The organism is Thermomonas sp. S9 (assembly GCF_024704365.1).
Taxonomy (GTDB): domain Bacteria; phylum Pseudomonadota; class Gammaproteobacteria; order Xanthomonadales; family Xanthomonadaceae; genus Thermomonas.
Window position 1 is genome coordinate 2306515 of record NZ_JAJDFY010000001.1, and the last position, 21912, is coordinate 2328426.

A 21912-nucleotide genomic window follows, 5' to 3' on the forward strand; every position below is an offset into this window, starting at 1 on the left:
GACGCTATGTCACTGACCACCCGCATCGAGAGCCTGGTCATCCGCGTCGCGCAGGAGTTCAACGACGTCCGCGCGAAGGCCGGGAACCTCGCCCACCTCACCACCACCGACAAGTCGAGCCTGGTGGCGGCCATCAACGAGCTGAAGGCCGCGGTGGTGGCCTCGGGAGCGATCGACGACGCCCAGGTCGCCACGAGCAGCACCTACTCCTCGCACAAGATCGTCACGCTGCTCGACACCCTCAAGGCCGAGATCCTGGGCGGGGCCGATGCCGCCTACGACACGCTGCTGGAGATCCAGCAGCTGCTGCAAGACGGCACCAGCGGTCTGGACGCGCTGCTTGCCGCGGTCAACCACCGCGTGCGCTTCGACGCGGCGCAGACCCTGACGGCCGCCGAGCAATCCCAGGCGCGCAGCAACATCGGCGCCGTGGCCGCGGCCGACGTGGGCGACACCGACACCGACTTCGTCGCGATCTTCGAAGGGGGCGCTGCTCTGATGAGTCTGGCTGCGCGCATCGCCGCCTTGGCCAGCCGCATCGGGCGGGAGGTCAAGGTCAAGGTCGGCGCCGACCACCCGGGTCTGGCGCGCGCCTGGGTGTGTTTCGGCTATGTCGGCAACCAGGTCGTCGTGCGCGCTGCGCACAACGTCGCCTCGGTCACGCGGCTCGCCCCAGGGCGCTACCGCGTGAGCTTCGCCAGCCCGCTGCCGGACGCGAACTACTGCTGGGTGGGCGTCGCACGCAGCAACACCAACACGGGCACGCAGCGGCTGCTGATCGTGCGCGCGACCGCCGACGAGAAGACGCCGACGCACGTCGATGTGGGCTGCGCGACCACCGCCGCGTCCTTCGCCGACTCCGCCGAGATCAACCTCGTGGTCTACCGCTGATGGCCTACACCCAATCCGACCTCGAGGCCCTGCAAGCCGCACTCGCCAAGGGCGAGAAGCGCGTGAGCTTCGGCGACAAGACGGTCGAGTACCGCAGCGTGGAGGAACTGCAAGCTGCTATTCGCCAGGTGAAACGCGACCTCTTCGAGCAGGCCGTGGCCACGGGGCTGTGGCCCGGCGCACCGCGGCAGATCCGCCTTCACACGACCAAGGGGACGTGATGGGTTGGCGCACCTCACGAACGCCAGCAAGCTGGCTCAGCACCCTCAAGCGCCGGCTGCTTGGCTCGAGCCCCACCTACGACGGCGTGGGCGGCGGCCGTAGGGCCGTGGCCTGGCAGGTCGGCAATCCCGGGGCGGTCGCGGCACTCGCCTACACCCAGGGCGAGCTGCGCGCCAAGAGCCGCGATCTCGCCCGGCGCAACGCCTGGGCCGCGGCGGGCATCGAGGCGTTCGTCGCCAACGCCATCGGCACCGGCATCAAACCGCAGAGCATGGTGACTGATGCGGCCGTGCGCGAGGCCATCCACGCGCTGTGGTGGGACTGGGTGGAGGAGGCCGACGCCGCAGGACTCACCGACTTCTACGGCCTGCAGGCGCTCGCCTGCCGCGCGATGCTCGAAGGCGGCGAGGCGCTGGTGCGCCTGCGCTGGCGCCGCCCCGAGGACGGTCTGCCGGTGGGCCTGCAGCTGCAGGTGCTGGAGCCCGAGCACCTGCCGATCACCCTGAACCGGGACCTGCCCTCGGGCCACGTCATCCGCGCCGGCATCGAGTTCGACCGGCTCGGGCGGCGCGTGGCCTATCACCTGACCCGCGCGCATCCGGGCGACGGGAGCCTGGCGCCGATGTCGGGCACGGGCGGCATGGAGACCGTGCGCGTGCCGGCGGACGAGGTCATCCACCTGTTCCGCCCGCTGCGCCCGGGGCAGATCCGCGGCGAGCCGTGGCTCGCGCGGGCGCTGGTGAAGCTGCACGAACTCGACCAGTACGACGACGCGGAACTGGTGCGCAAGAAGACCGCGGCGATGTTCGCCGGCTTCATCACGCGGCTCGCCCCCGAGGACACCCTGATGGGCGAAGGGCTGCCGGACGCGCAGGGCGCGGCGCTCGCCGGGCTGGAACCCGGCACCTTGCAGATCCTGGAGCCGGGCGAGGACATCAAGTTCTCGGCGCCTGCCGACGTGGGCGCGAGCTACGGCGAGTTCATGCGCCAGCAGTTCCGGGCCGTGGCCGCCGCCATGGGCATCACCTACGAGATGCTCACCGGTGATCTCACCCAGGTGAACTACTCCAGCATCCGCGCCGGGCTGCTGGAGTTCCGCCGCCGCTGCGAGGCCATCCAGCACGGGGTGATCGTGCACCAGCTCTGTCGCCCGGTGTGGCGCGCCTGGATGGAGCAGGCCGTGCTCGAAGGGGCGCTGATTCTCCCCGGCTACGCCCGCCGCCGGCGCGCGTACCAGTCCGCCAAGTGGATCCCGCAGGGCTGGCAGTGGGTCGATCCGCTCAAGGAGTTCAACGCGCTCAAGCTCGCGATCCGCGCCGGGCTGATGAGCCGCTCGGAGGCGATTTCGGCCTACGGCTACGACGCCGAAGACATCGACCGCGAGATCGCGGCGGACAACGCCCGCGCAGATGAACTGGGGCTGGTGTTCGACTCGGATCCGCGGCACGACCAAGCATTGAGGCCGGTGCCGACACCTGCGCCCGACACCGAACTTCAGGACTGAACCGATGCTGCCCCATCTCGCCTCCCGGCTCTTTGGCACGCCCTTGCTCGTCCAGCGCGCCAAGCTCGACGTGATCCTCGCGGTGCTCTCCGAGCGCCTGCATCTGGCCGCGCCGGACGTCGCACTCGCGCCGCCGCTGCCGAGAAGCCCGAACCCTGCGGCACATCCACAGACGTCGATCGCCGTGATCCCGGTCCACGGCACCCTGGTCAAGCGCACCCTGGGGCTGGAAGCGGCCTCGGGGCTGGTGAGCTACGCCGACATCGGCGCGCGGCTGGAGGCGGCACTTGGCGACCCGACGGTCGCCGGCATCGTGCTCGACATCGACTCACCCGGGGGTGAGACGGGCGGCTGCTTCGAGCTCGCCCGCCGCGTGCGCGAGGCGGCCGGCCTCAAGCCCATCTGGGCCGTAGCCAACGACGCCGCCTTCTCCGCGGCCTACGCGATCGGCTGCGCCGCCGAGCGGCTCTACGTCACCGAGACCGGCGGCGTGGGCTCGATCGGGGTGATCGCGCTGCACGTCGACCAGTCGGTCAAGGACGCCCGGGACGGCTTGCGCTACACCGCGATCACCGCGGGCGAGCGCAAGAACGACTACTCGCCGCACGAGCCGCTACACGATGCCGCCCGCGCGGCGCTGCAGGCCGAGGTGGACCGGCTGCACGCGCTCTTCGTCGCGCACGTGGCGGCGATGCGCGGCCTGCCCGAGGACGCGGTGCGCGCGACCGAGGCCGCGCTCTTCTTCGGCCCGCAGGCCGTGGAGACGGGGCTGGCCGATGGCGTGGCGACGCTCGCCGCCGTGCTCGCCGAGTTCGACCGACATCTTGCGGCCACGCGGCGTCCGTCTTCCCCGCCGCGCCAAGCCCCGACCGGGAAGGCGACCGTTTTCCGAGGAACCCCCACCATGACCGATACCCCGTCCGAAACGCTCGGCGTGGATGAGGCCGCCACCCTGGTGGCCGAGGCCCGCCGCGAAGTGGCGCAGTCCGCGCAAGCGATCGCGCAACTGTGCCTGATCGCCGGCTGCCCCGAGCGCGCCGCCGAGTTCATCGCCGCAGGCCGAAGCGAAGCCGAGGTGCGCCGCGCCCTGATCGAAGCGCGCGCCGCCCACAGCATGGAGTCGGCCGTGCGCTCGACCCACGCGCCCCAGGACTGGGCCACCCCCGGCGCCGATCCGGCCGCCTCGCCCGTGGTCGCCGCCGTGAAGAAACTCGTGACCCGGGAGTGAACCATGCCCACGCTCACCCAAGCCCCCACCCTCGGCGACCTGCTGAAGTACGAGGCGCCGAATCTGTACTCGCGCGAGCAGGTGACCGTGGCCGCCGGGCAGAACCTGCCGCTCGGCGCCGTGGTCGGCCGCGAGACGGCCACGGCCAAGCTCAAGGCCCTCGACCCCGCGGCCGGCGACGGCAGCGATGTCGCCGTGGGCGTGCTCGCGCTGGCCGTGGATGCGACGCTGATCGACCGGGAGGACGCGATCCTGATCGCCCGCCACGCCATCGTCGCGCGAAACGCACTGGTCTGGCCCGCGGGGATCACCACCGCGCAGCAGCTCGCTGCGATCGCCCAGCTCGAAGCGCGAGGCATCGTGGTGCGCGACAGCGCCTGACCGACACCCGATCCCGACCCACTCGAGCGACCCGCCACCCGGCGGGTTTTGCGTTTCTGGAGACCCCGATGCTCAACCCCTTCGACTCCCCCGGCTTCTCGATGGCGAGCCTGACCGCCGCCATCAACCTGATCCCCAACCGCTACGGGCGGCTGGAAGCCTTGAACCTGTTTCCGGCCAAGCCCGTGCGCACGCGCCAGGTCGTCATCGAGGAGTACGCCGGGCGCCTGAACCTGCTGCCCACCCGACCGCCCGGCTCGCCGGGCACGGTGGGCGAGCGCGGCCAGCGCCGGCTGCGCTCCTTCGTCATCCCGCACATCCCGCACGACGACGTGGTGCTGCCCGAGGAGGTCCAGGGCATCCGCGCCTTCGGCTCGGAGACGGAAATGGAGGCCGTCGCGGGCGTGCTGGCGCGGCATCTGGAGACCATGCGCAACAAGCATGCGATCACCCTCGAACACCTGCGCATGGGGGCGCTCAAGGGCCAGATCCTGGACGCCGACGGCAGCACGATCTACGACCTGTTCGACGAGTTCGATCTCAGGCCCACCACCATCGCCTTCGATCTGGCCAATGCCGCGAGCGACGTCAAGGGCCACTGCTACGAGGTGCTGGCCCACATCGAGGAGAACCTGAAGGGCGAGTTCATGACCGGCGTGCACGTCCTCTGTTCGCCCGAGTTTTTCCGGGCGCTCACCGGCCACAAGTCGGTCAAGGAGGCCTATACGCAGTGGCAACAGGGCGCGATCCTGATCAACGACGTGCGCGCGGGCTTCGTCTTCGCCGGCATCACCTTCGAGGAGTACCGCGGCCAGGCCACCGACGCCCACGGCAACGCGCGCCGCTTCATCGCCGCGGGCGAGGCCCACGCCTTTCCGCTGGGGACGGTGGACACCTTCGCCACTTACTTCGCCCCGGCCGACTTCAACGAGACCGTGAACACCTTGGGCCAGCCGCTCTACGCGAAGCAAGAGCCGCGCAAGTTCGAGCGGGGGACCGATCTGCACACCCAGAGCAACCCGCTGCCGATGTGCCACCGGCCCGGCGTGCTGGTGAAGCTCACCGTCTGAGGGTGCCTGTCCGATGGTCCGTGTGGAGGATCTGTACGACGCCGCCGAGCGCGCGGGACTCTTGACGCCCGTCGTGGTGGGCACCGCCACCGTGCACTGTGCGTTCCGTGCGCCGGACGAGACGGTGCTCGACGGCCTGGCGCTCTCGCGCGACTTCGAGATCGAGTATGCGGCCTCGCGCCTCGCGCTCGCCCCGGGCGACATGGTCACCATCGCCGGCGAGCCCTACCGCGTGCGCGAGGTAAGGGCGTTCGGCGACGGCCGCGAGTGCCGGGCGAGGCTCGCGAGGCTGCCATGAACTCGGTGCGCGAGCGCCTGCTGCGCCTCCTGATCGATCGGCTCACGGCGGCCCTGGCCCCGGCACCCGTGCTGCGCCAGCCGGCCACACCGCTGCCCCGCGAGGCCGGCCCTGTGTTGCTCGTCTTCGTCGAGGGCGACGCCCTCACCGCGCATGCCAACCGGCTGGCGGACCGGGCGCTCACCGTGCGCCTGGTCGCGCTCGCGCGCGGCGCGGACGCCTTCGACGCGGCCGACCGGCTGATCGTCGCCGCCCACGCCGCCGTGCTCGCGGACCCGAACCTGGGCGGCCTGGCGCTCGCGGTGCGCGAGCTCGACGCCGACTGGGACGCCGACGACCTCGATGCCGGCACGGTGATGCTGCCGGCGCGCTACGAGATCCGCTACCGCACCGCCCTGACCGACCTCACGACCCCGGGATGACCCCCATGCCCATCGAACTGCTCCGACCCCACACCCACGCCGGTCGGCGCCTGCCCGCGGGCGCGCGGCTGGACCTGCCCGAGGCCAGCGCCCGCTGGCTGATCGCCCAGGGCGCGGCCCGGCTCGTCACGCCGGACTCCCCGGCGCCGGCCGCATCCCTCAAACCCTCGCGCCGTGACGGTCCCGCCGCCGCGGCCCCGTCCACGCCCACCCCCACGGGAGACTGACCATGGCTTACTTCTGGCTTCGGCCGCTTCGCTTAACGCCCGCTACGCGGGCATTAGCCTTCGCCGCAACGCGCCGACACGGCGCGTTGTCCGGACACATCGCCGATCGCTGAGGAGGCACGGCAATGGCTTACTTTTCTGGACAGGGACGCGTTTACATCGGCGCGCGCGACTCGGCAGGCAACCCCGCCGGCCTCACCTTCGTCGGCAACGTGCCGGAACTGAAGGTGTCGCTGTCGGTGGAGACGCTGGAACACCAGGAGGCGCAGTCCGGCCAGCGCCTCACCGACCTGCAGCTCATCAAGACCAAGAAGGGCGAGTTCGCCTGCACGCTGGAGGAGCTCAGCAGCGGCAACCTCGCGCTCGCCCTCTACGGCCACTCGACCACGGTAGCACCGGGCACGGTCACGGGTGAGGCGCTGCCCAACCCGGTGACCGCGGGCCACCTCTATCCGCTCGCACACCAGAACGTCTCGGCGGTGCAGATCCAGGATTCCGACAGCCCGCCCAAGCCCCTGCCGGCGGCGCAGGTCCAGGTGCACGCCCGGCACGGCTCGGTGCTGATCCTCGACGCCACGACCGGCGGCCCCTATGTCGAGCCCTTCACCGTCGATTACGCCTATGGCGCCGCGCAGAGCACGGCGATGTTCACCCGGCCGCTGCCCGAGCGCTGGATCCGCTTCGAGGGCCTGAACACCGCCGACGCCAACCGCGAGGTGGTGATCGACCTCTATCGCGTGGCGATCAACCCGGCCAAGGAGTTGTCGATCATCACCGACGAACTGCTGAAGTTCGAACTCTCCGGCCAGGTGCTGGCGGACCTCTCCAAGCCCGCCGACGGCGAACTCGGCCAGTTCGGCCGCCTGGTGCTGCTGTGAAGGAGGGTGCGATGAAGGAGGGTGCGATGACCCCAGGCAGCGACGACTTCACGACCTTCCCGCCCGTGCCCCAGGTGGTCACGGTGGCCGGCACCGCGCTGGAACTCACGCCGATCCGGCTGGGCGAGTTACCCCGGATCCTCGCCGCGGTGCGGCCCATCGCCGCCGACCTCTCGACCGAGCCGGATTGGCTCGCGCTGCTCGCCCGGCACGGCGAGGCGGTGCTGGAGCTGCTCACGCTCGCCACCCGGCGCGACCGCGCCTGGATCGAGGGGCTGGCGCTCGACGAGGCCGTCACCTTGGCCACTGCCGTGTTCGAGGTGAACGCGGATTTTTTTCGTGCGGCGGGTGGCGCCGAGCATCGCGCGCTCGGGCGAGCGGCTGGCGCCGATCCTCTCGGCTGGGACGATGCCGTCGCCCGGCTCGTCGCCTGCGGTCACCGCCCCGCCGAGGTGATGGGCTACACGCTCACGCAAGTGCGCGGCTTGCTGGCCGCCCACGAGCGACAGGAGCGCCGGCAGCACGCCTTGCGGCTGGCCTTGCACGCGGTGGCGGCCCAGGGCGACCGCTCGGCCATCGAGCGGCTGCAGCGCGAGTTGTGGGAGGACGTGCGGCCATGAAACTGACGCTCACCACCGAGGGACTGCTCGATCCAAGGAAGCTCTCGGCCTGGAGCGTGGAGCGTCGGCGGGCGATCCATGCCGCCGTCGCCAAAGGGATGGTCTCGGGCGGCCGTGACGTGCGCGAGGCCGCCCGCGCCCAGATGCGCAGCGCCTTCCAGGTCCGGCGCGCGAGCTTCGTCGCCTCGCTGCAGGCCAAGGTGTTCGACCGCAAGCCCGATCGCCTGCCCGCGCTGTGGGTGGGCAGCCGCATCCCTGGCTGGGCATCCACACCCAGGGTGGCACGGTCGCGGGCCGGATGCTGATCCCGCTGCTGCCGGGACGGATCGGCCCCAAGCGCTTCCGTCAGGTCATCGACGGCCTGATGCGCTCGGGCAACGCCTTCTTCGTCGAGAAGAACGGCCGCGTGCTGCTGATGGCCGAGAACATCCGGGAGAACACCGCACAGCTCAACCGCTTCAAGCGCGCCGAGCGCGAGCGCAGCGGCGTCAAGCGCCTGCAGCGCGGCCAGGAGATCCCCATCGCCGTGCTGGTGCGGCGGGTGGATCTGAAGCGCCGGTTCGATCTCGCAGCAGGCGTGCAAGGCGCCTTGCCCAAGCTCGCTGCCGCGATCGGGCGTGAATTGGACAAACTCTAATGGCAACCGAGCGAGCCCAGATCCTCATCCGCGCCGTCGACGAGACGCGCGCGGCCTTCGGCTCGATCCAGCGCAACCTCGGCGGCCTGGCCGACGCCGCACGCCGGGTCAACGGCGTGCTGGCCGGGCTCGGCGTGGCCTTGTCGGCGGCGGGCTTGGCCGCGATGGTCAGGTCGGCGCTGGAGTCGGCCGATGCGCTGAACAAGCTCTCGCAGCGGGTGGGCATCACGGTGGAGGCTCTGTCCACCCTGGTGCCGGCGGCGGAACTGTCCGGGGTCTCGGCGCAGACCTTCGAGACCGGGCTCAAGAAGCTCGCCACCACGATGTTCGAGGCGGCCACGGGCTCGGAGGAGTCCGCCCGGCGCCTCAAAGCGCTGGGCGTGGAGTTCAAGAACCAGGACGGCACGCTGCGCGCGACCGATGCGGTGCTGCTCGATCTGGCCGACCGTTTCCAGGCCATGCCCGACGGGGCGCAAGAAGTCGGCGCTGGCGGTGCAGCTCTTCGGCAAGAGCGGCGCGGAGCTCATCCCCTTCCTGAACCAGGGACGCGAAGGCATCGCGGCATTGACCGGCGAGATGGAAGCGCTCGGCGTGCAGATCGGCGGCGACACCGCGGCGCAGGCCGAGGTGTTCAACGACTCGCTGGCCAAGCTGCGGCTGGCTGCGACGAGTCTGGCCAACCGGGTGATCGAGGCCTTCCTGCCGGCCCTGAACGAGATGGCCGGCGGCATGGTCGAGTCGGCCAAGCAGGGCGGTGCCTTGCGCGCGATCCTGGACGGCGTGGTGCTGGTGCTCAAGACCCTGGCGCTGGGTGCCGCCACGGTCGGCAAGGCCTTCGTCGCACTCGGCGAGGCGATCGGCGCTGGTGTCGCGGCGGCGGTCGAGGCCCTGCGCGGCAACACCGCCGGGGCCAAGGCCATCATCGCCGAACTCAAGGGCAGCCTCGTGCGGCGCCTGGACGAGTTGGCCGAGTTCCGGGACAGCCTGTTCGACCCCAAGCCCATCGAGGTGCGCTCGCCCAAGGTGCAGGCCGACCCGGCGTTGCTGCAACGGCTCACGACTCCGGGCCAGGCCCGCGAGGCCGCCAGCGCCCTGGCGGCCCTGCGCAAGGCGCAGATGGACGCCGAGTTCGCCCTGCTCAAAGACGGCCTCGAGCGCCAACAGCGCGCGCTCGATCAAGCACTGGAAGACCGGCTGCTGTCGGTGCGCGACTACCACGGCCGCAAGACTGCGCTGGAGCAGCGCGAACTCGACGCCGAGATCGCCCGTCGCCGGCTGGCACTCGCAGCTAGCCAAGCCGTCGCGACCAACCCGCGCGCATCAGAATCGGACCGCCTGCGAGCCAAAGCGGAGATCGCCAAGCTCGAGGCCGACCTCATCGTCCTCAACGACCGCCGCGCCGACATCGAGGTCGCCAACGCCCGCGCCGCCGCCCGGGCCGAGCGGGAACTGGCCGAGGCCCTGGCCCAGGCGCGCGAGGAACTCGCCCAGCTCACCGGCACCGACACGGCGGAAGACCGGCGCGCCGCGATCGAGCGCAGCGTCCGGGATCTTCGCGCACGCCTGGCGGCCGAGAACGACGCCGCGGGCGTGGCGCTGATCGACCGGCTCATCGACGTGAAGGCCGCCCAGGCCAACCTCGCCCGGCTGGAACAGGAGTGGCGGCTCGTCACCGAGCGGCTGCGCAATGCCCAGGAGGCGATCCAGATCCAGCAGCAGGCCGGGCTGCTCACCGAAGCCCAGGCGCGCAGGCAGATCGTCGCCTTGCAGCAGCAATCTGCGGCCGAGATGCAGCGCCTGCTGCCCGCGATGCAGCAGGCCGCGCAGGCGATCGGACCGGATGCGGTCAATCGCGTGGCCGCCTGGCGCAACGAACTGGAGCGCACGCGGCTGGTCACCGACGAACTCGCGCCGCTGTGGAACCGCATCGGCGAGGGCTTCGGCACCGCCTTGCAGGGCATGGTCACCGGTGCGCAAAGCTTTCGTGAGGCCTTGTCCAACCTGTTCCGCCAGGTGGCCGACGCCTTCCTGCAACAGATGGTGATCCAGCCCTTCCAGCAGTGGGTGGCGATGCAGGCGCGCATGCTCGCGCTCAAGCTCGGCTTCCTCCAGCAGGAGCAGGCCATCGAGCAAGCGGCGGCGGCCCAGTCGGTGGCGCAGAAGTCTGCCGAGACCACCGCCAAGGTGTCGATGGACGCAGCCCAGGCCGGCGCGGGCGCGGCGGCCTCGCAGGCCTCCATCCCCATCGCCGGGCCGGCGCTGGCCATCGCCGCGATGGCGGCGATGGTGGCGGCCGTCATGGCCTTGCTGGGCGGGATCAAGAAGTTCGCGGCCGGCGGCTTCGTCACGGGTCCCGGCACGGCGACCTCGGATTCGATCCCGGCGCGGCTGTCGGCCGGCGAATACGTGGTGCGTGCGGCGGCGGTCCGGCGTGTCGGCGTGGCCTTCCTCGATGCCCTCAACGGCCTGCACGCCCCTCCGGTGTGGGACGGACGGCGTCTGGCCTTCGCCGCCGGGGGACTCGTGCCCCAGGTCCAGGTGCAGCCGGCCGCGCCGCCGGTCAGCCAGGCCGTGCGCATCGTCAACGCCATCGACCCGGGCGTCACCCACGACCACCTGCAGACCCCCGCCGGCGAGCGGGTGATCCTCAACATCATCGGGCGCAACGCGCGCGCGGTGCGCGCGGCGCTCCAGGGGTAAGCCATGGCCTTGATCTTCATCGACGGTTTCGATCACGACGACCCGCAGGCACTCGACCCCTTCGGCGATCCGTGGCTCGCGCGCGGCAAGGCGGCGTATCTGTCGCCGCAGGCCACGCGCATCCAGGGCCGGCGACCCTCGTCCTACGCCTTGCGTCTGCCGGCCGGTGCCGGCGGCGGGTATGTGAAGAACCTGGAGACCGGGCGCACCAGCCTCATCGTGGGCGCGGCGCTGCGCGTGGCGCCGTTCGAGAACACCGGCGAGGAGCCGGTGCTGCTCGGCGTGCGCGACACCACCGCGCAGGTGGCCCACCTCGTGCGCATCGGCGAGGACGGGCGCCTGAAGCTCTACCGGCGGACGGGATCGGGAACGAGCGGCTGGGACCAGTGGATCTCGACCTCGGTCACGACGGCGGCCGTGCGGGGGTGGCACTACGTCGAACTGCAGGTCGTTCAGGGCACGAGCAACGGCACGTTGAACGTGCGCCTCAACGGCGTGCTCGCGATCACCCTGTCGGCGCAGAACACCACGCAGGGCGGCGGGCCGCTGCTCACCGCCTTCGCAGGCAGCGTGCCGGGCCAACCCTGCCCGGTCACCGTCGATGTGGACGACCTGTACCTGGCCGACACCTCGGGCACGATCAACAACACCTTCCTCGGCGACGTGCGGGTCGATGCCTTGAAGCCGCAAGCGCCTGGGGCGCTGAACCAATGGACGGTCGAGCCCGTGGGGCTGCCCGCTTGGGCTGCGGTGAGCGACGGCGATGAGACGACGGCGCTGCGCGCGGCCACGGCGGGCCTGCGCCAGACCTTCGACGTCGAGGCGCTGCCCGCGATGACCACCCCGGCGATCCACGGCGTGCAGGTGACCCTGCTCGCGCGCAAGACCGATGCGGGCACCGGCCGCGTGCGCGGGATCGTGGCCAGCGGTGCGCAGACCGCCGTGAGCGCCGACCTCGTCCTGCAAGAGCAACTGGCCTGGCACACGGCGCTGTTCGAGCGCAACCCGAACGGGAACGTGCAGTGGACGGAGGGCGCCTTCAACGCGGCCGAGTTCGGGCTGGAGTCGGCATGACCGAGCGTGTGTTGACCGAGGCTCTGGCAGAGGCCGCCGCCCAACCCGCTGCGATGGCGCAGGTGGTCGAACAGCGTGCCGAGGCGATCTCGCGCGCGGCCTTCGGAGCGCTGGCCGCCACGGCGCTGGCCGAGACCTCGGCCCAGCCGCTACCGGCCACTCATCTCTCGACGCTGTGGGCCGAGACGCTGGCGGAGCACGCACCGCCGCTGCACGCCGCCGCCTTGCTCGTCGAGGTGCTGCGCCGCGACACCGCCGCGGCGGCGATGGTCACAGAAGCGATGGAGGCCTTCGGCGAGACGCCCTGGCCCGAGGCTCCACGCGGGGTGTTCGCCTTCCGCCACGACTGGGCCGAGCCCCTGGTCGAGCGCCTGCAATGGGCCACCGGCGTGGTGCGGCTCGCCTCGGGCAACGAGGCGCGGCAAGGGCTGCGGCGCGTGCCGCGGCGCTTCCTGACCTACCACGTGGGCCACGCTCGCGCGAGCGACGCACTGGTGGCCGAGTGGCTGGCCGACCATCTGGGCAGGACTGCGTGGTGGCCGCTGCCGCAACATGCGGTGCGGCTGGGTGCTGCCGCTGAGACCGGGGCCTTCGCGCTGGACATCCTTGCACCAGCCGGCCACGGTTTCGCGCCTGCTTCCTACCGGCTGGAAGAGGGCGGGCTGCAGCGCGAGGACGCGCCGTTGCGCGCCATCGTGTTCACGCAGACGGGCTGGCAGGTGCTGACGCTCACCGAGGTGGAGCCGGACCGACTGTGGCTCGCCGAGCCGCTGACCAGGCCTGTCCACGCAGGCGCGCTCGTGATGCCTTTGGTGGATGGCGTGGCGACGGATCCTGCCGAGTTCGCACAGTGGGTGCCAGGCGTCAATGCAGGCAGCGTCACTGCTCAGGTGGCCTTCGAGCCGCTGCCCGACGAAGGGCTGCTCGACGACCCCTGGCTCGACGGCCTGCCCGTCTGGCCCGATGGCAACTGGCGCGACGACCCCACCCATACGGCGGATGGCGCGGTCACGCGGCAGGACCTCTCGCCCGCCGACCCCTGGGTGCGCCGTGACGACCCGTGGCCGACGAGCACCTTCCAGCGCCGCTATCTCGCCACGGGGCGCGAGGACATCGCCCGCTGGCGCGCGCGGCTCGCCCGCGCCCAGGGGCGGCTCGGCGCCTGCTGGCTGCCCGACGGTCTGGCCCCTGTGCTGCGCGTGCAGGCCGAGGTCGAGGCCGGGTACCTGCGCGTGGACGCCCAGGCCGGAGCCGCCTTCTGGCACCGACCGGCCGCCGCGCTGATCCTGCACCCCGACGGCACGCGCCAGGCCGTCCTCACCGGCGCGTTCCATCAAGACGCCGGCGGCGTGCTCGTCTTGCGCTCGGGCCTCGATGCCGCGGTGCCCGCCGGCAGCCGCGTCCTGCGTCTGGCCCGCTGCCGGCTCGACCACGACGCCGTCGATCTGTACTGGCACACCCCCGAGCTGGTCGAGATCCCCCTGACCCTGCGCCGGCTGCCCGAGCCGCGCGGCAACGATCGCATCACCTACACCCCGTCCTGACCATGAGCGAGGGCCCCCTGTTCGAGGTCGAGCTCTACGCCTTCGAGGGCACGAGCGGCAGCTTCCGGCTCACCCCGCACGAGTTCGACGTGGAGATCGGCGGGGAGCGCTACGAGCGCTGCCCCTCGAGCGCAGCGCGCTCGCGCTCGGCGCCGAAGCGGCCAAGTCAGCGCTGGAGTTGAAGCTGCCGCCCGACCACGCGCTCGTGCGGCATCTGCTGCAGGCGACCCTCACCGGCGAGGCGACCGCGGTGCGACTGCGGATCGCCCGACGTGAGGCCTGGGGCGAGTATTGGTGGCTTTCCGGCACGCGCTGGATGGGCCGCGTGCTCGGGGTGGAGGTGGCCGATGACTCTGCGCGCATCCGCTGCGAGTCCGCCCAGGTGAGCTTGAAGCGCATTGGTCTGCGGCGGCTCTACAGCCGCGCCTGCTCGCACGTGCTGTATTCGGCCGCGTGCGGGGCGACGCCGATCTCGGGCAGCGCCGAAGTGATCCGCTCCGAAGGCCGCCAGGTGGAACTGGCGAGCCTGCCGCCCGAGGTGGCCGGCATGCTCGCCGGCGGCTGGTTGCAGACGCCGGCAGGCGCGCGCCACATGATCGTCAGCGAATCATATGCGGGCGTGGAACTGCTCTATCCGGTGGGGCTTGCGCCGCAGACGCCGGTCGAGCTCGTGGCCGGCTGCGATCACAGCATGCCCACCTGCGCCGCGCGCTTCGACAACCTCGCCAACTACGGCGGCTTCCCCTTCATTCCGACGAAGAACCCGTTCTCGACGGGCGTCTTCTGAACGCACAGATCCTCCCATGTGGTACCTGGTCGTCATCGTCGTGGCGGCGCTGGTCTCCGTCGCCCTCGCGCCCAAGCCGCCCGCCCCGAAACCCGCCGAACTCTCCGACCTCGACGCGCCCACGGCCGAGGAGGGCCGACCGATCCCGGTCGTCTTCGGCGCGGTGCTGCTGCGCGGGGCGAACGTCGTGTGGTACGGCGACCTGGAGGCCGAACCGATCAAGAAGAAGGGCGGCAAGAAATGAGCAAGGACGTGACCGTCACCATCGCCCACGTGCGCGCCGCAGGCCTGTGCGTGCACGGCACGCGCACCTGGTTCGCGCGCCAAGGCCTGGACTTCCGCGCCTTCCTCGCCCGGGGGCTGCCCGCCTCCGTGCTGCTGGCCACCGGCGACGCGATGGCCGCACGCGTGGTCGAGGTCGCGCAGGCCTGCCATGAGGAGCCGCGCTGATGGGCGGCCGCCGCAAGAAGCAGACCGTCGGCTACCGCTACCGCATCGGCATGCACCTGGTGCTGTGCCAGGGGCCGGTGGATGCGGTGCAGGAGATCCAGGTCGGCGATCGCAGCGCCTGGGGCGATGCGAGCCGCGCGCCGCTGGCGAGCGGCCATGGGCTGGGGCGGCTCTCGATCCACAAGCCCACGCTCTTCGGCGGCGACGAACGCGAAGGCGGCGTGGTGGGTGAGGTGGATGTGCTCAGCGGCGATGCGACGCAAGGCCGCAACGACTACCTGATGAACCGCCTGGGCGCGGCCATCCCGGCGTTTCGCGGGGTGCTGTCGATCGTGGCGCGCAAGATCCTGTTCGCCGCCAACAACCCCTACCTCAAGCCCTGGGCGGTGCGGGTGCGGCGCTTCACGGCGGGCTGGCACGACGAACCCTGGATGCCCTGGAACGCCGAGGTGCGGACCTGGGATGCCGACACCGGCACCTCTCTCACCGTCGGCATGAACCCGGCCCACATCCTGGTGCAGTGCCTCACCGACCCGCACTGGGGCATGGGCTATCCGCCGTCCACCCTCGGCGCGAGCTTCTGGAACGCGGCCTGGGCGCTCGAAAGCGAAGGCTTCGGCCTGAACCTGGTCTGGACGCGCCAGCAACCGATCGAGGCCTTCATCGCCCAGGTGCTCGACCACGTCGGCGGCCTCCTCTACCTCGACCCGGAGCAGGGCACCTTCGAGCTCAAGCTGCTGCGCGACGATTACTGGATCGACGGGCTGCCCGTGCTCGGCCCCGACGAGATCGTGCGCATCGAGCGCTTCGAGCGCGCGCAGTGGGCGGAACTCCCCAACGAAATCACCGTGGTCTACACCGACTGGGCGACGGCCAAGGAGTCCACCGTCTCGGTGCAAAACCTCGCCGCGATCCAGCTGCAAGGCGGGGTGATCAACCAGCGGCGCGACTATCCGGGCGTGAACCACGGGCCGCTGGCCGCGCGGCTCGCGCTGCGCGACCTGCGCGCACTCGGCTCGCCCCTGGCGCGCATGACCCTGACCATCGTCCCCGGCGCCCTGGAGCGTCCGCCCCTGCCGGGGGACGTGTTCCTGCTGCATTGGCCACGCCTGGGCATCGAGCGCATGGTGGTGCGCGTGACCGGCATCGACACCGGCACGCTGGGCGCCGCCGAATGGCGCATCGAGGCCGTGGAGGACGTCTTCGGCATGGGCCAGACCGTGCTCGCCCCCACCCCGCCGCGCCTCGAGGAGCCGCCGTTGGAACCGCTGCCGCCGGCCCTGGTGCTGGCGGTCGAGGTGCCGTACTGGGAACTCGCGCGGCGGCTGTCGCGGGCCGATCTCGCCACCCTCACCGACACGGACACCTACGTGGGGGCCCTGGCCTGCGCGGGCGGCACGGGGCAGTTGAACTGGCAGCTCGCCACGGGAGCAGCGAACGGTGAGCTCCGAGGCGGTGGCCCCGGAGGATTACGCGCCTTTGCTCGCGCTCGGCCAAGCGCTGCCGGCCACCGAAGCCGATGCGTTGGCCGTGCCGGTGACGGCGCTGGCCCAGCCCGAGCGCCTGGCGGTCGGCGACTACGCCTATCTCGTCGATGCGCTGGGTGCGATCCGCGAAGCGGTGGCCGTCCTCGCCTTCGATGCCACCGCGGGCACGGTGGATCTCGCCCGCGGGGTGCTCGACACCACGCCGCAGGCCCACGCGGCCGGCACGCGACTGGTGGGCGTGGGCGAATGGCTGGCCGCCGAGACCATCGAGCGCGCGCCGGGCGAGTCGGTGTTCGTCGCCGCCATCCCGCGCACGGCCAGCGCCGAAGGGGATGCGGTGCTGGCTGCCAACGGTGCGCCCCTCGTGCTCGCGGGCCGCCAGGCGCGGCCGTACCCACCGGGGCGAGTGCGGCTCAACGGCCAGCGCGAGCCCGCCGTGGTCGCCGGCGACCTGATCCTGACTTGGGCACACCGCGACCGCCTACTCCAGACCGCCTACCTCGTGCGGCAGGACGAGGGCGACATCGGCCCCGAGCCGGGCACGACCTACCGCGTGCGCCTCCGTGACCGCAACGGCACCCTCGTGCGCAGCGAGACCGGCCTCACCGGCAACACCTGGACCTGGGACGTGGCCAGTGCCGCCCTGGACGCCGGCGTCGCGGGCGACCGCGTCACCGTCGAGATCGAGGCCGAGCGCGACGGGCTCGTGAGTTGGCAGGCGCAGGTGCGCAGCGTCGAGCGCGCGGGCTACGGCCTGCGCTGGGGGCAGCACTGGGGCGGGGTGTCGCCATGATCGCCGGGCCGTCCCAAGATCATGGCGCGCCCCCTCGGGGGGCCGCCGCCCAGCGGCGGGGGGCAGCTATGAGTCCGCCGCGCATCGACGTGCATCTGCTCACCCTCGACGAGCCCGGGCACTGGCGCGAGGAATGCCTCGCGAGCCTCGCCGGCGCGCCGATCCGCCTGCACCGGCTGCCCGGCATCCCGGGGCGTGTCGGGAAGGCGCGAGCGGCGGGCTTCGCGCGAGGGACCTTGGCGCTCGTGTCCTTCGTCGATCCCGACGACCGCTACGAGGCCCGCGCCTTCGCGCACCTGGCCGATGCGCTCGATGCCTGTCCCTCCGCGGTGCTCGCCTACACCGACGAGGCACTGATCGACGAGCACGGCCGAGTCATCGGCGTGCGGCGACTGGCCTACAGCGCCTTCCAACACGCCCATTCGGCCAGCCACGTCCACGGCCTGATCGTGATGCGCCGCAGCGCCGTCGAGCCGGTGCTGACACGCATCGCCGATCTCGACGCCGGCGCCGACTGGCTGCTCACCCGCCTCGTGGCCAGTCGGGGCGACGTGCTGCACCTGCCCCTCGTCGGCCGTCACTGGCGGCAGCACCCGAACCAGCACCACCGCCGCGCGCGCAGCACGGCTTTGGGGTCACTGCCGAGTCTTGCGATACCGTGAGGAGATGAACCCATGCCACAGCTCGATCCGAACCTGGGCCTCGCCTACGGCTGGACGCTGGGCGAGTCCGGCTGGCACGCCGGGATGGACGCGAACCTGAAGCGCCTGGGCGCCGTCGTGGGCCTGTCGGTGACGAGCCGCAGCACGACCACGCCGCCTGCCAGCCCCGCCGAAGGGGATCGCTACATCGTGCCGGCTGGCGCCACCGGCGCCTGGGCCGGCAGGACCGACCAGATCGCGGTGCGGATCAATGGTGCCTGGGAGTACCACGCCCCGAAGGTCGGCTGGCTGGCCTTTATTGCCGCCGAGGACAGGCTCGCCGTCTACAAGGCTGGCGGCTGGAGCGCCGGCGTTCCCGTCTGACCCGCACCCCGATCCGTCACCCCCGAACCCGCCCGCGTGGCGGGTTCGTCGTTTTTGGCTCCGGCATCACGTGGCTGCGCCACGTGAGCCTACGCCGCAACTTCGTTGTGTGGAGACCCCCGATGACCACCGATGCCAATCCCACCCTCGCGGAGAACATGCTGCTCCTGCGCCGCGAGGACTTCGACGACCTGCTCGACCGCGCCGCCGAGCGCGGAGCCGAGCGTGTACTCGCCCACCTCGGCCTGGAGAACGGCCACGCCGCCCGCGACATCCGCGAACTGCGCGATCTGCTGGAGGCGTGGCGTGACGCACGCCGTACGGCGTGGCAGACCACCATCAAGTTGCTGACGACCGCCATCCTCGCCGCCCTGCTGGTCGGGGCCGCCATCAAGCTGAAGCTGATGGGAGGTGGCCAATGATCGAGACCCTGCTCGGCGGCCTCCTGGGCGGAGCCTTCCGTCTGGCACCGGAGATCCTGAAGTGGCTGGACCGCAAGGGCGAGCGCAGCCACGAACTGGCGATGCAGGACAAGGCGCTTGAGTTCGAGAAGCTGCGCGGCGCCCAGCGCATGGCCGAGATCGGTGCCGGGGCCGATGCCGCGTGGAACACCGGCGCCATCGAGGCCCTGCGGGAGTCGATCGCTGCCCAAGGTCAGCGGTCCCGGGTCCGATGGGCCGATGCGCTGTCGGTCAGCGTGCGCCCGGTGATCACCTACTGGTTCATGGCGCTGTATTGCGCGGCCAAGACGGCGGCGTTCGTGGCTGCCATCAACGGCGGCAGCGACTGGGGCGCCGCGGTCCTGCACGCCTGGACCGAGGCCGACCAGGCCCTGTGGGCCGGGGTGCTGAACTTCTGGTTCCTTGGTCGCGTGTTTGACCGGGTGCGGCCGTGATCGCGGTTCCGCAAGCGGCTATCGATCTGGCCAAGCGCTTCGAAGGCTTTCACCGCGTTCCAAAGCACGATCCCAACCGGGCCTATCCGTACATCTGCCCGGCCGGCTATCCGACGATCGGCTACGGGCATCTGTGCGATCCGAAGCACCCGCCGATCACGGAGGTCGAGGCCGAGGCCTACCTCGCCCAGGATCTGAGGGTGGCGCTCGCCGCCACGCTGCGCTACTGCCCTGTGCTGGCCGCGGAGTCGGAGGGGAGGCTGATCGCGATAACCGACTTCGCCTTCAACTTGGGAGCGGGCCGTCTGCAAACGTCGACCCTACGCCGTCGGGTCAACCAGCGGGATTGGTCAGCCGCCGCCGCTGAACTTCGCCGGTGGGTGTACGGCGGTGGGAGGGTGTTGCCAGGACTTGTTGCTCGACGGGAAGCCGAGGCGCGTCTTCTCGTGCACGGGTAACAGATCCGGGAGCATGGCCGTGTATGCACTACGTGCATTGGCATGATAGATTATGCTCTTAACGCATCAACGGCTAAGGCAATGGCGATCACCAGCGTTGGAGAACTGGTCAGAGCTGCTCGCAACGGGCGCAGCCAGAAGGAGTTCGCTGCCTTCCTGGGCGTGAAACAGTCCTCCGTGAGCCGCTACGAGAGCGGGAAGGCAAGCCCGCCGATCCGAGTGATCGAGCAATGCATGCAGCTGGTGCATGCGGCAAAGGCGGAAGACGCCCCCACCGCCGACCAACTGGCAGAACGCATTCGCGCCGCCCTGGCGGACCCCGACCTGCGGCAGGCGCGCTTGGCGCTATCTCGGTTGGTGGATGCCTTTGTGTCCGAACACGCGCAGACTCGCGTTACGCGTGCTGCGCCTCAATGATCACTGGAGGCTGACGTGGCGACTCAATCGACCATCGAGTGGACTGAGCAGACGTGGAACCCGACCACCGGTTGCACCAAGGTTTCACCGGGGTGCAAGAACTGCTACGCGGAAGTGATGGCGCGCAGGCTCCACGCCATGGGCGCGCCCGGCTACGAGAACGGGTTCAAGCTCACGTTGCATGAGAGCCGGCTCGAACAGCCACTGCTGCGCAAAAAGCCGACAACGTACTTCGTCAACAGCATGAGCGATCTGTTCCACGAGGCCGTTCCGGACGCCTTCCTGGATCGTGTGTTCTCGATCATCGAGCGCACCCCTCACCACACGTACCAGATCCTCACCAAGCGCGCGGAACGGTTACCGGAGTACTTTGCTCGCCGTGCCTGCCCGAGAAATGTTTGGCTTGGAGTGTCGGTCGAAGACAAGAAGTACGGCGTTCCGCGCATCGCACACCTGCGCAAGGTAGATGCGCATATTCGATTCTTGTCCGTCGAGCCGCTGCTGGAAGACCTCGGGCGGATTGACCTGCGCGACATTCACTGGGTCATCGTCGGTGGCGAGTCCGGGCACAAAGCCCGGCCAATGCGAGAAGAATGGGTGGCGAACCTACAGGCCCAGGCCGAGGCCGCTGGTGCGGCATTCTTTTTCAAACAATGGGGCGGCTGGGGTGCCGACGGTGTCAAGCGCCACAAGAAGGCGAACGGCCGCATCTTCCGGGGCCGCACGTGGGACGAGTACCCGGAAGCGATGACTTGCGCTTAGGGAAGGTCTGAACAACCCGCTCTGCCGCCCGGATTGCGGCATCGTGGCGCCGGCCTGGCGTCGCTTTCGAGCCGGATTTCGCCCGTGCAGGGCGGTTTTTGGCGGGTTTCCCCGCCTTACGGACGCACTGCTCCCGTCGTCGGCAACAAACGCCGGCGCGCCATCCACAGGTTCGACAGCGCGAACAGCGTCAGCACCTGCGCCGCGTTCTTCGCCAGGCCGCGGTAGCGCACCTTCGTGTAGCCGAACTGCCGCTTGATCACCCGGAACGGGTGCTCCACCTTCGCCCGCAGACTGGCCTTGTAGCGCTCCCACCGCTCGGCGTAGCGCCGCTCGCGCTCGTTCTTCATCGCACGCAGCTTCGACGGCTTCTCCGCGATCAGGAATCCGGCGTCCACGTCCTGCAGCTCCTCGCGCTTCTCGGCACCCGTGTAGCCGCTGTCGCCGCACACCGTGTCTTCCCGGCCGTGCAGCAGCTTGTACACCTGCGTCACGTCGGCCACGTTCGCCGCCGTGCATTCCACGTGGTGCACCAGACCGGACGCGTCATCCACGCCGATGTGCGCCTTCATCCCGAAGAACCACTGGTTGCCCTTCTTGGTCTGGTGCATCGCCGGATCGCGCTCGCCCGCCTTGTTCTTGGTCGAGCTCGGCGCACTGATGATCGTGGCATCCACGATCGTGCCACTGCGCAGGCTCAGGCCCTTGCGCTGAAGATGGGCGTTGACCTGCTCGAAGAGCTTCTCGGCCAGCCCGTGCGTCTCCAACAGCCGGCGGAAGTTGAGGATCGTCGTCTCGTCCGGGATGTCGGCAAGCCCGCCCAACTGCGCGAAGCGGCGCATCACCGGCGTGTCGTACAAGGCTTCTTCCATCGCCGGGTCGCTGAGCGCATACCACTGCTGCAGGAAGTGGATGCGCAGCATCGTCGCCAACGGATAGGGCTGGCGACCGGGACGGCCCATCTTCGGGTAGTGCGGCTCGATCAGACCCAGCAGCGCCTGCCACGGCACCACCTGCTCCATCTCCGCCAAAAACACCTCGCGCCGCGTGCGCTTGCGGCTCCCCAGACCCTCGGCATCACCGAACGACAGCTGCATCGCACTCACCCCGATCACGGTGAGGCATTGTCGCGCAATCGGGCG

General features: G+C 70.6%; 28 protein-coding genes and 2 pseudogenes. 28 read left to right on the forward strand and 2 right to left on the reverse strand.

The genetic code is table 11. From position 1 onward, the window contains the following. Positions 1–6: 6 nt before the first annotated feature. From LJB71_RS14600 to LJB71_RS11560, 12 genes and pseudogenes are all read left to right on the forward strand, one after another. Positions 7–486: pseudogene (locus LJB71_RS14600) on the forward strand (hypothetical protein); the annotation flags it as partial. Positions 487–890: 404 nt separating this feature from the next. Then, positions 891–1112, forward strand: coding sequence for a hypothetical protein (locus LJB71_RS11510; RefSeq protein WP_259304285.1), 222 nt, complete (start codon positions 891–893; stop codon positions 1110–1112). After that, positions 1112–2617 (forward strand): phage portal protein, encoded by a 1506-nt coding sequence (locus LJB71_RS11515; RefSeq protein WP_259304286.1) that lies wholly within the window; start codon positions 1112–1114, stop codon positions 2615–2617. Before LJB71_RS11510 ends, LJB71_RS11515 begins: the two co-directional genes overlap by 1 nt. 4 nt (positions 2618–2621) lie before the next feature. After that, positions 2622–3845, forward strand: a complete 1224-nt coding sequence (locus tag LJB71_RS11520) for a S49 family peptidase (RefSeq protein WP_259304287.1) — start codon at positions 2622–2624, stop codon at positions 3843–3845. Positions 3846–3848: 3 nt separating this feature from the next. Beyond that, entirely contained in the window at positions 3849–4226 is a 378-nt protein-coding gene (locus LJB71_RS11525; RefSeq protein ID WP_259304288.1) for a head decoration protein, read from the forward strand. Between the two features lie 68 nt (positions 4227–4294). Next, a complete protein-coding gene (locus LJB71_RS11530; protein WP_259304289.1) occupies positions 4295–5296 on the forward strand; it encodes a major capsid protein in 1002 nt (333 codons plus the stop codon). Positions 5297–5309: 13 nt separating this feature from the next. Next, a complete protein-coding gene (locus tag LJB71_RS11535; protein ID WP_259304290.1) occupies positions 5310–5594 on the forward strand; it encodes a hypothetical protein in 285 nt (94 codons plus the stop codon). Next, positions 5591–6016 (forward strand): hypothetical protein, encoded by a 426-nt coding sequence (locus LJB71_RS11540; RefSeq protein ID WP_259304291.1) that lies wholly within the window; start codon positions 5591–5593, stop codon positions 6014–6016. The genes LJB71_RS11535 and LJB71_RS11540 overlap by 4 nt, the downstream gene beginning before the upstream one ends. A gap of 5 nt (positions 6017–6021) precedes the next feature. Continuing rightward, complete coding sequence (locus LJB71_RS11545; protein WP_259304292.1) at positions 6022–6243, forward strand: hypothetical protein; 222 nt, start codon at positions 6022–6024, stop codon at positions 6241–6243. Between the two features lie 125 nt (positions 6244–6368). Further along, entirely contained in the window at positions 6369–7121 is a 753-nt protein-coding gene (locus LJB71_RS11550; protein WP_259304293.1) for a hypothetical protein, read from the forward strand. An 11-nt stretch (positions 7122–7132) separates the two neighbouring features. Next, complete coding sequence (locus tag LJB71_RS11555) at positions 7133–7741, forward strand: hypothetical protein (RefSeq protein ID WP_259304294.1); 609 nt, start codon at positions 7133–7135, stop codon at positions 7739–7741. Further along, positions 7738–8378, forward strand: a pseudogene (locus LJB71_RS11560) (DUF6441 family protein). The gene LJB71_RS11555 and the pseudogene LJB71_RS11560 overlap by 4 nt, the downstream one beginning before the upstream one ends. On the opposite strand, the gene LJB71_RS11565 reads toward LJB71_RS11560, so the two are convergent. Further along, on the reverse strand, positions 8375–8905 hold the full coding sequence (locus LJB71_RS11565; RefSeq protein WP_259304295.1) for a hypothetical protein: 531 nt from the start codon (positions 8903–8905) through the stop codon (positions 8375–8377). The pseudogene LJB71_RS11560 and the gene LJB71_RS11565 overlap by 4 nt on opposite strands. Here LJB71_RS11565 and LJB71_RS11570 point away from each other — a divergent pair. From LJB71_RS11570 to LJB71_RS11645, 16 genes are all read left to right on the forward strand, one after another. After that, positions 8871–11078, forward strand: coding sequence for a phage tail protein (locus tag LJB71_RS11570; RefSeq protein WP_259304296.1), 2208 nt, complete (start codon positions 8871–8873; stop codon positions 11076–11078). The genes LJB71_RS11565 and LJB71_RS11570 overlap by 35 nt on opposite strands. A 3-nt stretch (positions 11079–11081) precedes the next feature. Continuing rightward, entirely contained in the window at positions 11082–12152 is a 1071-nt protein-coding gene (locus LJB71_RS11575) for a hypothetical protein (protein WP_259304297.1), read from the forward strand. Next, positions 12149–13696, forward strand: a complete 1548-nt coding sequence (locus LJB71_RS11580) for a hypothetical protein (protein ID WP_259304298.1) — start codon at positions 12149–12151, stop codon at positions 13694–13696. Before LJB71_RS11575 ends, LJB71_RS11580 begins: the two co-directional genes overlap by 4 nt. Positions 13697–13698: 2 nt before the next feature. Next, positions 13699–13878: a hypothetical protein gene (locus LJB71_RS11585; RefSeq protein ID WP_259304299.1), complete on the forward strand. Its 180-nt coding sequence runs from the start codon at positions 13699–13701 to the stop codon at positions 13876–13878. Continuing rightward, positions 13875–14483 (forward strand): phage BR0599 family protein, encoded by a 609-nt coding sequence (locus LJB71_RS11590; RefSeq protein ID WP_259304300.1) that lies wholly within the window; start codon positions 13875–13877, stop codon positions 14481–14483. Before LJB71_RS11585 ends, LJB71_RS11590 begins: the two co-directional genes overlap by 4 nt. Positions 14484–14499: 16 nt before the next feature. After that, positions 14500–14727, forward strand: coding sequence for a hypothetical protein (locus LJB71_RS11595; RefSeq protein ID WP_019562227.1), 228 nt, complete (start codon positions 14500–14502; stop codon positions 14725–14727). Next, on the forward strand, positions 14724–14933 hold the full coding sequence (locus tag LJB71_RS11600) for a hypothetical protein (RefSeq protein ID WP_259304301.1): 210 nt from the start codon (positions 14724–14726) through the stop codon (positions 14931–14933). Before LJB71_RS11595 ends, LJB71_RS11600 begins: the two co-directional genes overlap by 4 nt. Further along, positions 14933–16987: a phage tail protein gene (locus tag LJB71_RS11605; protein ID WP_259304302.1), complete on the forward strand. Its 2055-nt coding sequence runs from the start codon at positions 14933–14935 to the stop codon at positions 16985–16987. The genes LJB71_RS11600 and LJB71_RS11605 overlap by 1 nt, the downstream gene beginning before the upstream one ends. Then, positions 16974–17213: a hypothetical protein gene (locus LJB71_RS11610; RefSeq protein ID WP_259304303.1), complete on the forward strand. Its 240-nt coding sequence runs from the start codon at positions 16974–16976 to the stop codon at positions 17211–17213. Before LJB71_RS11605 ends, LJB71_RS11610 begins: the two co-directional genes overlap by 14 nt. A 68-nt stretch (positions 17214–17281) precedes the next feature. Further along, positions 17282–17875, forward strand: a complete 594-nt coding sequence (locus tag LJB71_RS11615) for a hypothetical protein (protein ID WP_259304304.1) — start codon at positions 17282–17284, stop codon at positions 17873–17875. Between the two features lie 12 nt (positions 17876–17887). After that, entirely contained in the window at positions 17888–18238 is a 351-nt protein-coding gene (locus LJB71_RS11620) for a DUF2793 domain-containing protein (RefSeq protein WP_259304305.1), read from the forward strand. Between the two features lie 122 nt (positions 18239–18360). After that, positions 18361–18660, forward strand: a complete 300-nt coding sequence (locus LJB71_RS11625) for a DUF6127 family protein (RefSeq protein WP_259304306.1) — start codon at positions 18361–18363, stop codon at positions 18658–18660. Continuing rightward, complete coding sequence (locus LJB71_RS11630; RefSeq protein ID WP_024892234.1) at positions 18657–19133, forward strand: hypothetical protein; 477 nt, start codon at positions 18657–18659, stop codon at positions 19131–19133. The genes LJB71_RS11625 and LJB71_RS11630 overlap by 4 nt, the downstream gene beginning before the upstream one ends. Then, complete coding sequence (locus tag LJB71_RS11635; RefSeq protein WP_024892235.1) at positions 19130–19591, forward strand: lysozyme; 462 nt, start codon at positions 19130–19132, stop codon at positions 19589–19591. Before LJB71_RS11630 ends, LJB71_RS11635 begins: the two co-directional genes overlap by 4 nt. An 81-nt stretch (positions 19592–19672) precedes the next feature. Continuing rightward, positions 19673–20008: a helix-turn-helix transcriptional regulator gene (locus LJB71_RS11640; RefSeq protein ID WP_024892236.1), complete on the forward strand. Its 336-nt coding sequence runs from the start codon at positions 19673–19675 to the stop codon at positions 20006–20008. Between the two features lie 15 nt (positions 20009–20023). Then, positions 20024–20770 carry a phage Gp37/Gp68 family protein gene (locus tag LJB71_RS11645; RefSeq protein ID WP_043691018.1) on the forward strand — a complete coding sequence of 249 codons (747 nt, stop codon included), beginning with the start codon at positions 20024–20026 and terminating at the stop codon, positions 20768–20770. Positions 20771–20886: 116 nt separating this feature from the next. On the opposite strand, the gene LJB71_RS11650 is transcribed toward LJB71_RS11645, so the two are convergent. Beyond that, entirely contained in the window at positions 20887–21867 is a 981-nt protein-coding gene (locus LJB71_RS11650) for an IS5 family transposase (protein WP_028915768.1), read from the reverse strand. Positions 21868–21912 lie beyond the last annotated feature (45 nt).

What these genes read in the sequence shown, in the direction of transcription:
- LJB71_RS11510 (WP_259304285.1), top strand. Translation starts at nt 891, where the DNA reads ATGGCCTACACCCAATCCGACCTCGAGGCCCTGCAAGCCGCACTCGCC.
- LJB71_RS11515 (WP_259304286.1), top strand. Translation starts at nt 1,112, where the DNA reads ATGGGTTGGCGCACCTCACGAACGCCAGCAAGCTGGCTCAGCACCCTC.
- LJB71_RS11520 (WP_259304287.1), top strand. Translation starts at nt 2,622, where the DNA reads ATGCTGCCCCATCTCGCCTCCCGGCTCTTTGGCACGCCCTTGCTCGTC.
- LJB71_RS11525 (WP_259304288.1), top strand. Translation starts at nt 3,849, where the DNA reads ATGCCCACGCTCACCCAAGCCCCCACCCTCGGCGACCTGCTGAAGTAC.
- LJB71_RS11530 (WP_259304289.1), top strand. Translation starts at nt 4,295, where the DNA reads ATGCTCAACCCCTTCGACTCCCCCGGCTTCTCGATGGCGAGCCTGACC.
- LJB71_RS11535 (WP_259304290.1), top strand. Translation starts at nt 5,310, where the DNA reads ATGGTCCGTGTGGAGGATCTGTACGACGCCGCCGAGCGCGCGGGACTC.
- LJB71_RS11540 (WP_259304291.1), top strand. Translation starts at nt 5,591, where the DNA reads ATGAACTCGGTGCGCGAGCGCCTGCTGCGCCTCCTGATCGATCGGCTC.
- LJB71_RS11545 (WP_259304292.1), top strand. Translation starts at nt 6,022, where the DNA reads ATGCCCATCGAACTGCTCCGACCCCACACCCACGCCGGTCGGCGCCTG.
- LJB71_RS11550 (WP_259304293.1), top strand. Translation starts at nt 6,369, where the DNA reads ATGGCTTACTTTTCTGGACAGGGACGCGTTTACATCGGCGCGCGCGAC.
- LJB71_RS11555 (WP_259304294.1), top strand. Translation starts at nt 7,133, where the DNA reads ATGAAGGAGGGTGCGATGACCCCAGGCAGCGACGACTTCACGACCTTC.
- LJB71_RS11565 (WP_259304295.1), bottom strand. Translation starts at nt 8,905, where the DNA reads ATGAGCTCCGCGCCGCTCTTGCCGAAGAGCTGCACCGCCAGCGCCGAC.
- LJB71_RS11575 (WP_259304297.1), top strand. Translation starts at nt 11,082, where the DNA reads ATGGCCTTGATCTTCATCGACGGTTTCGATCACGACGACCCGCAGGCA.
- LJB71_RS11580 (WP_259304298.1), top strand. Translation starts at nt 12,149, where the DNA reads ATGACCGAGCGTGTGTTGACCGAGGCTCTGGCAGAGGCCGCCGCCCAA.
- LJB71_RS11585 (WP_259304299.1), top strand. Translation starts at nt 13,699, where the DNA reads ATGAGCGAGGGCCCCCTGTTCGAGGTCGAGCTCTACGCCTTCGAGGGC.
- LJB71_RS11595 (WP_019562227.1), top strand. Translation starts at nt 14,500, where the DNA reads ATGTGGTACCTGGTCGTCATCGTCGTGGCGGCGCTGGTCTCCGTCGCC.
- LJB71_RS11600 (WP_259304301.1), top strand. Translation starts at nt 14,724, where the DNA reads ATGAGCAAGGACGTGACCGTCACCATCGCCCACGTGCGCGCCGCAGGC.
- LJB71_RS11605 (WP_259304302.1), top strand. Translation starts at nt 14,933, where the DNA reads ATGGGCGGCCGCCGCAAGAAGCAGACCGTCGGCTACCGCTACCGCATC.
- LJB71_RS11615 (WP_259304304.1), top strand. Translation starts at nt 17,282, where the DNA reads ATGAGTCCGCCGCGCATCGACGTGCATCTGCTCACCCTCGACGAGCCC.
- LJB71_RS11620 (WP_259304305.1), top strand. Translation starts at nt 17,888, where the DNA reads ATGCCACAGCTCGATCCGAACCTGGGCCTCGCCTACGGCTGGACGCTG.
- LJB71_RS11625 (WP_259304306.1), top strand. Translation starts at nt 18,361, where the DNA reads ATGACCACCGATGCCAATCCCACCCTCGCGGAGAACATGCTGCTCCTG.
- LJB71_RS11630 (WP_024892234.1), top strand. Translation starts at nt 18,657, where the DNA reads ATGATCGAGACCCTGCTCGGCGGCCTCCTGGGCGGAGCCTTCCGTCTG.
- LJB71_RS11640 (WP_024892236.1), top strand. Translation starts at nt 19,673, where the DNA reads ATGGCGATCACCAGCGTTGGAGAACTGGTCAGAGCTGCTCGCAACGGG.
- LJB71_RS11650 (WP_028915768.1), bottom strand. Translation starts at nt 21,867, where the DNA reads ATGCAGCTGTCGTTCGGTGATGCCGAGGGTCTGGGGAGCCGCAAGCGC.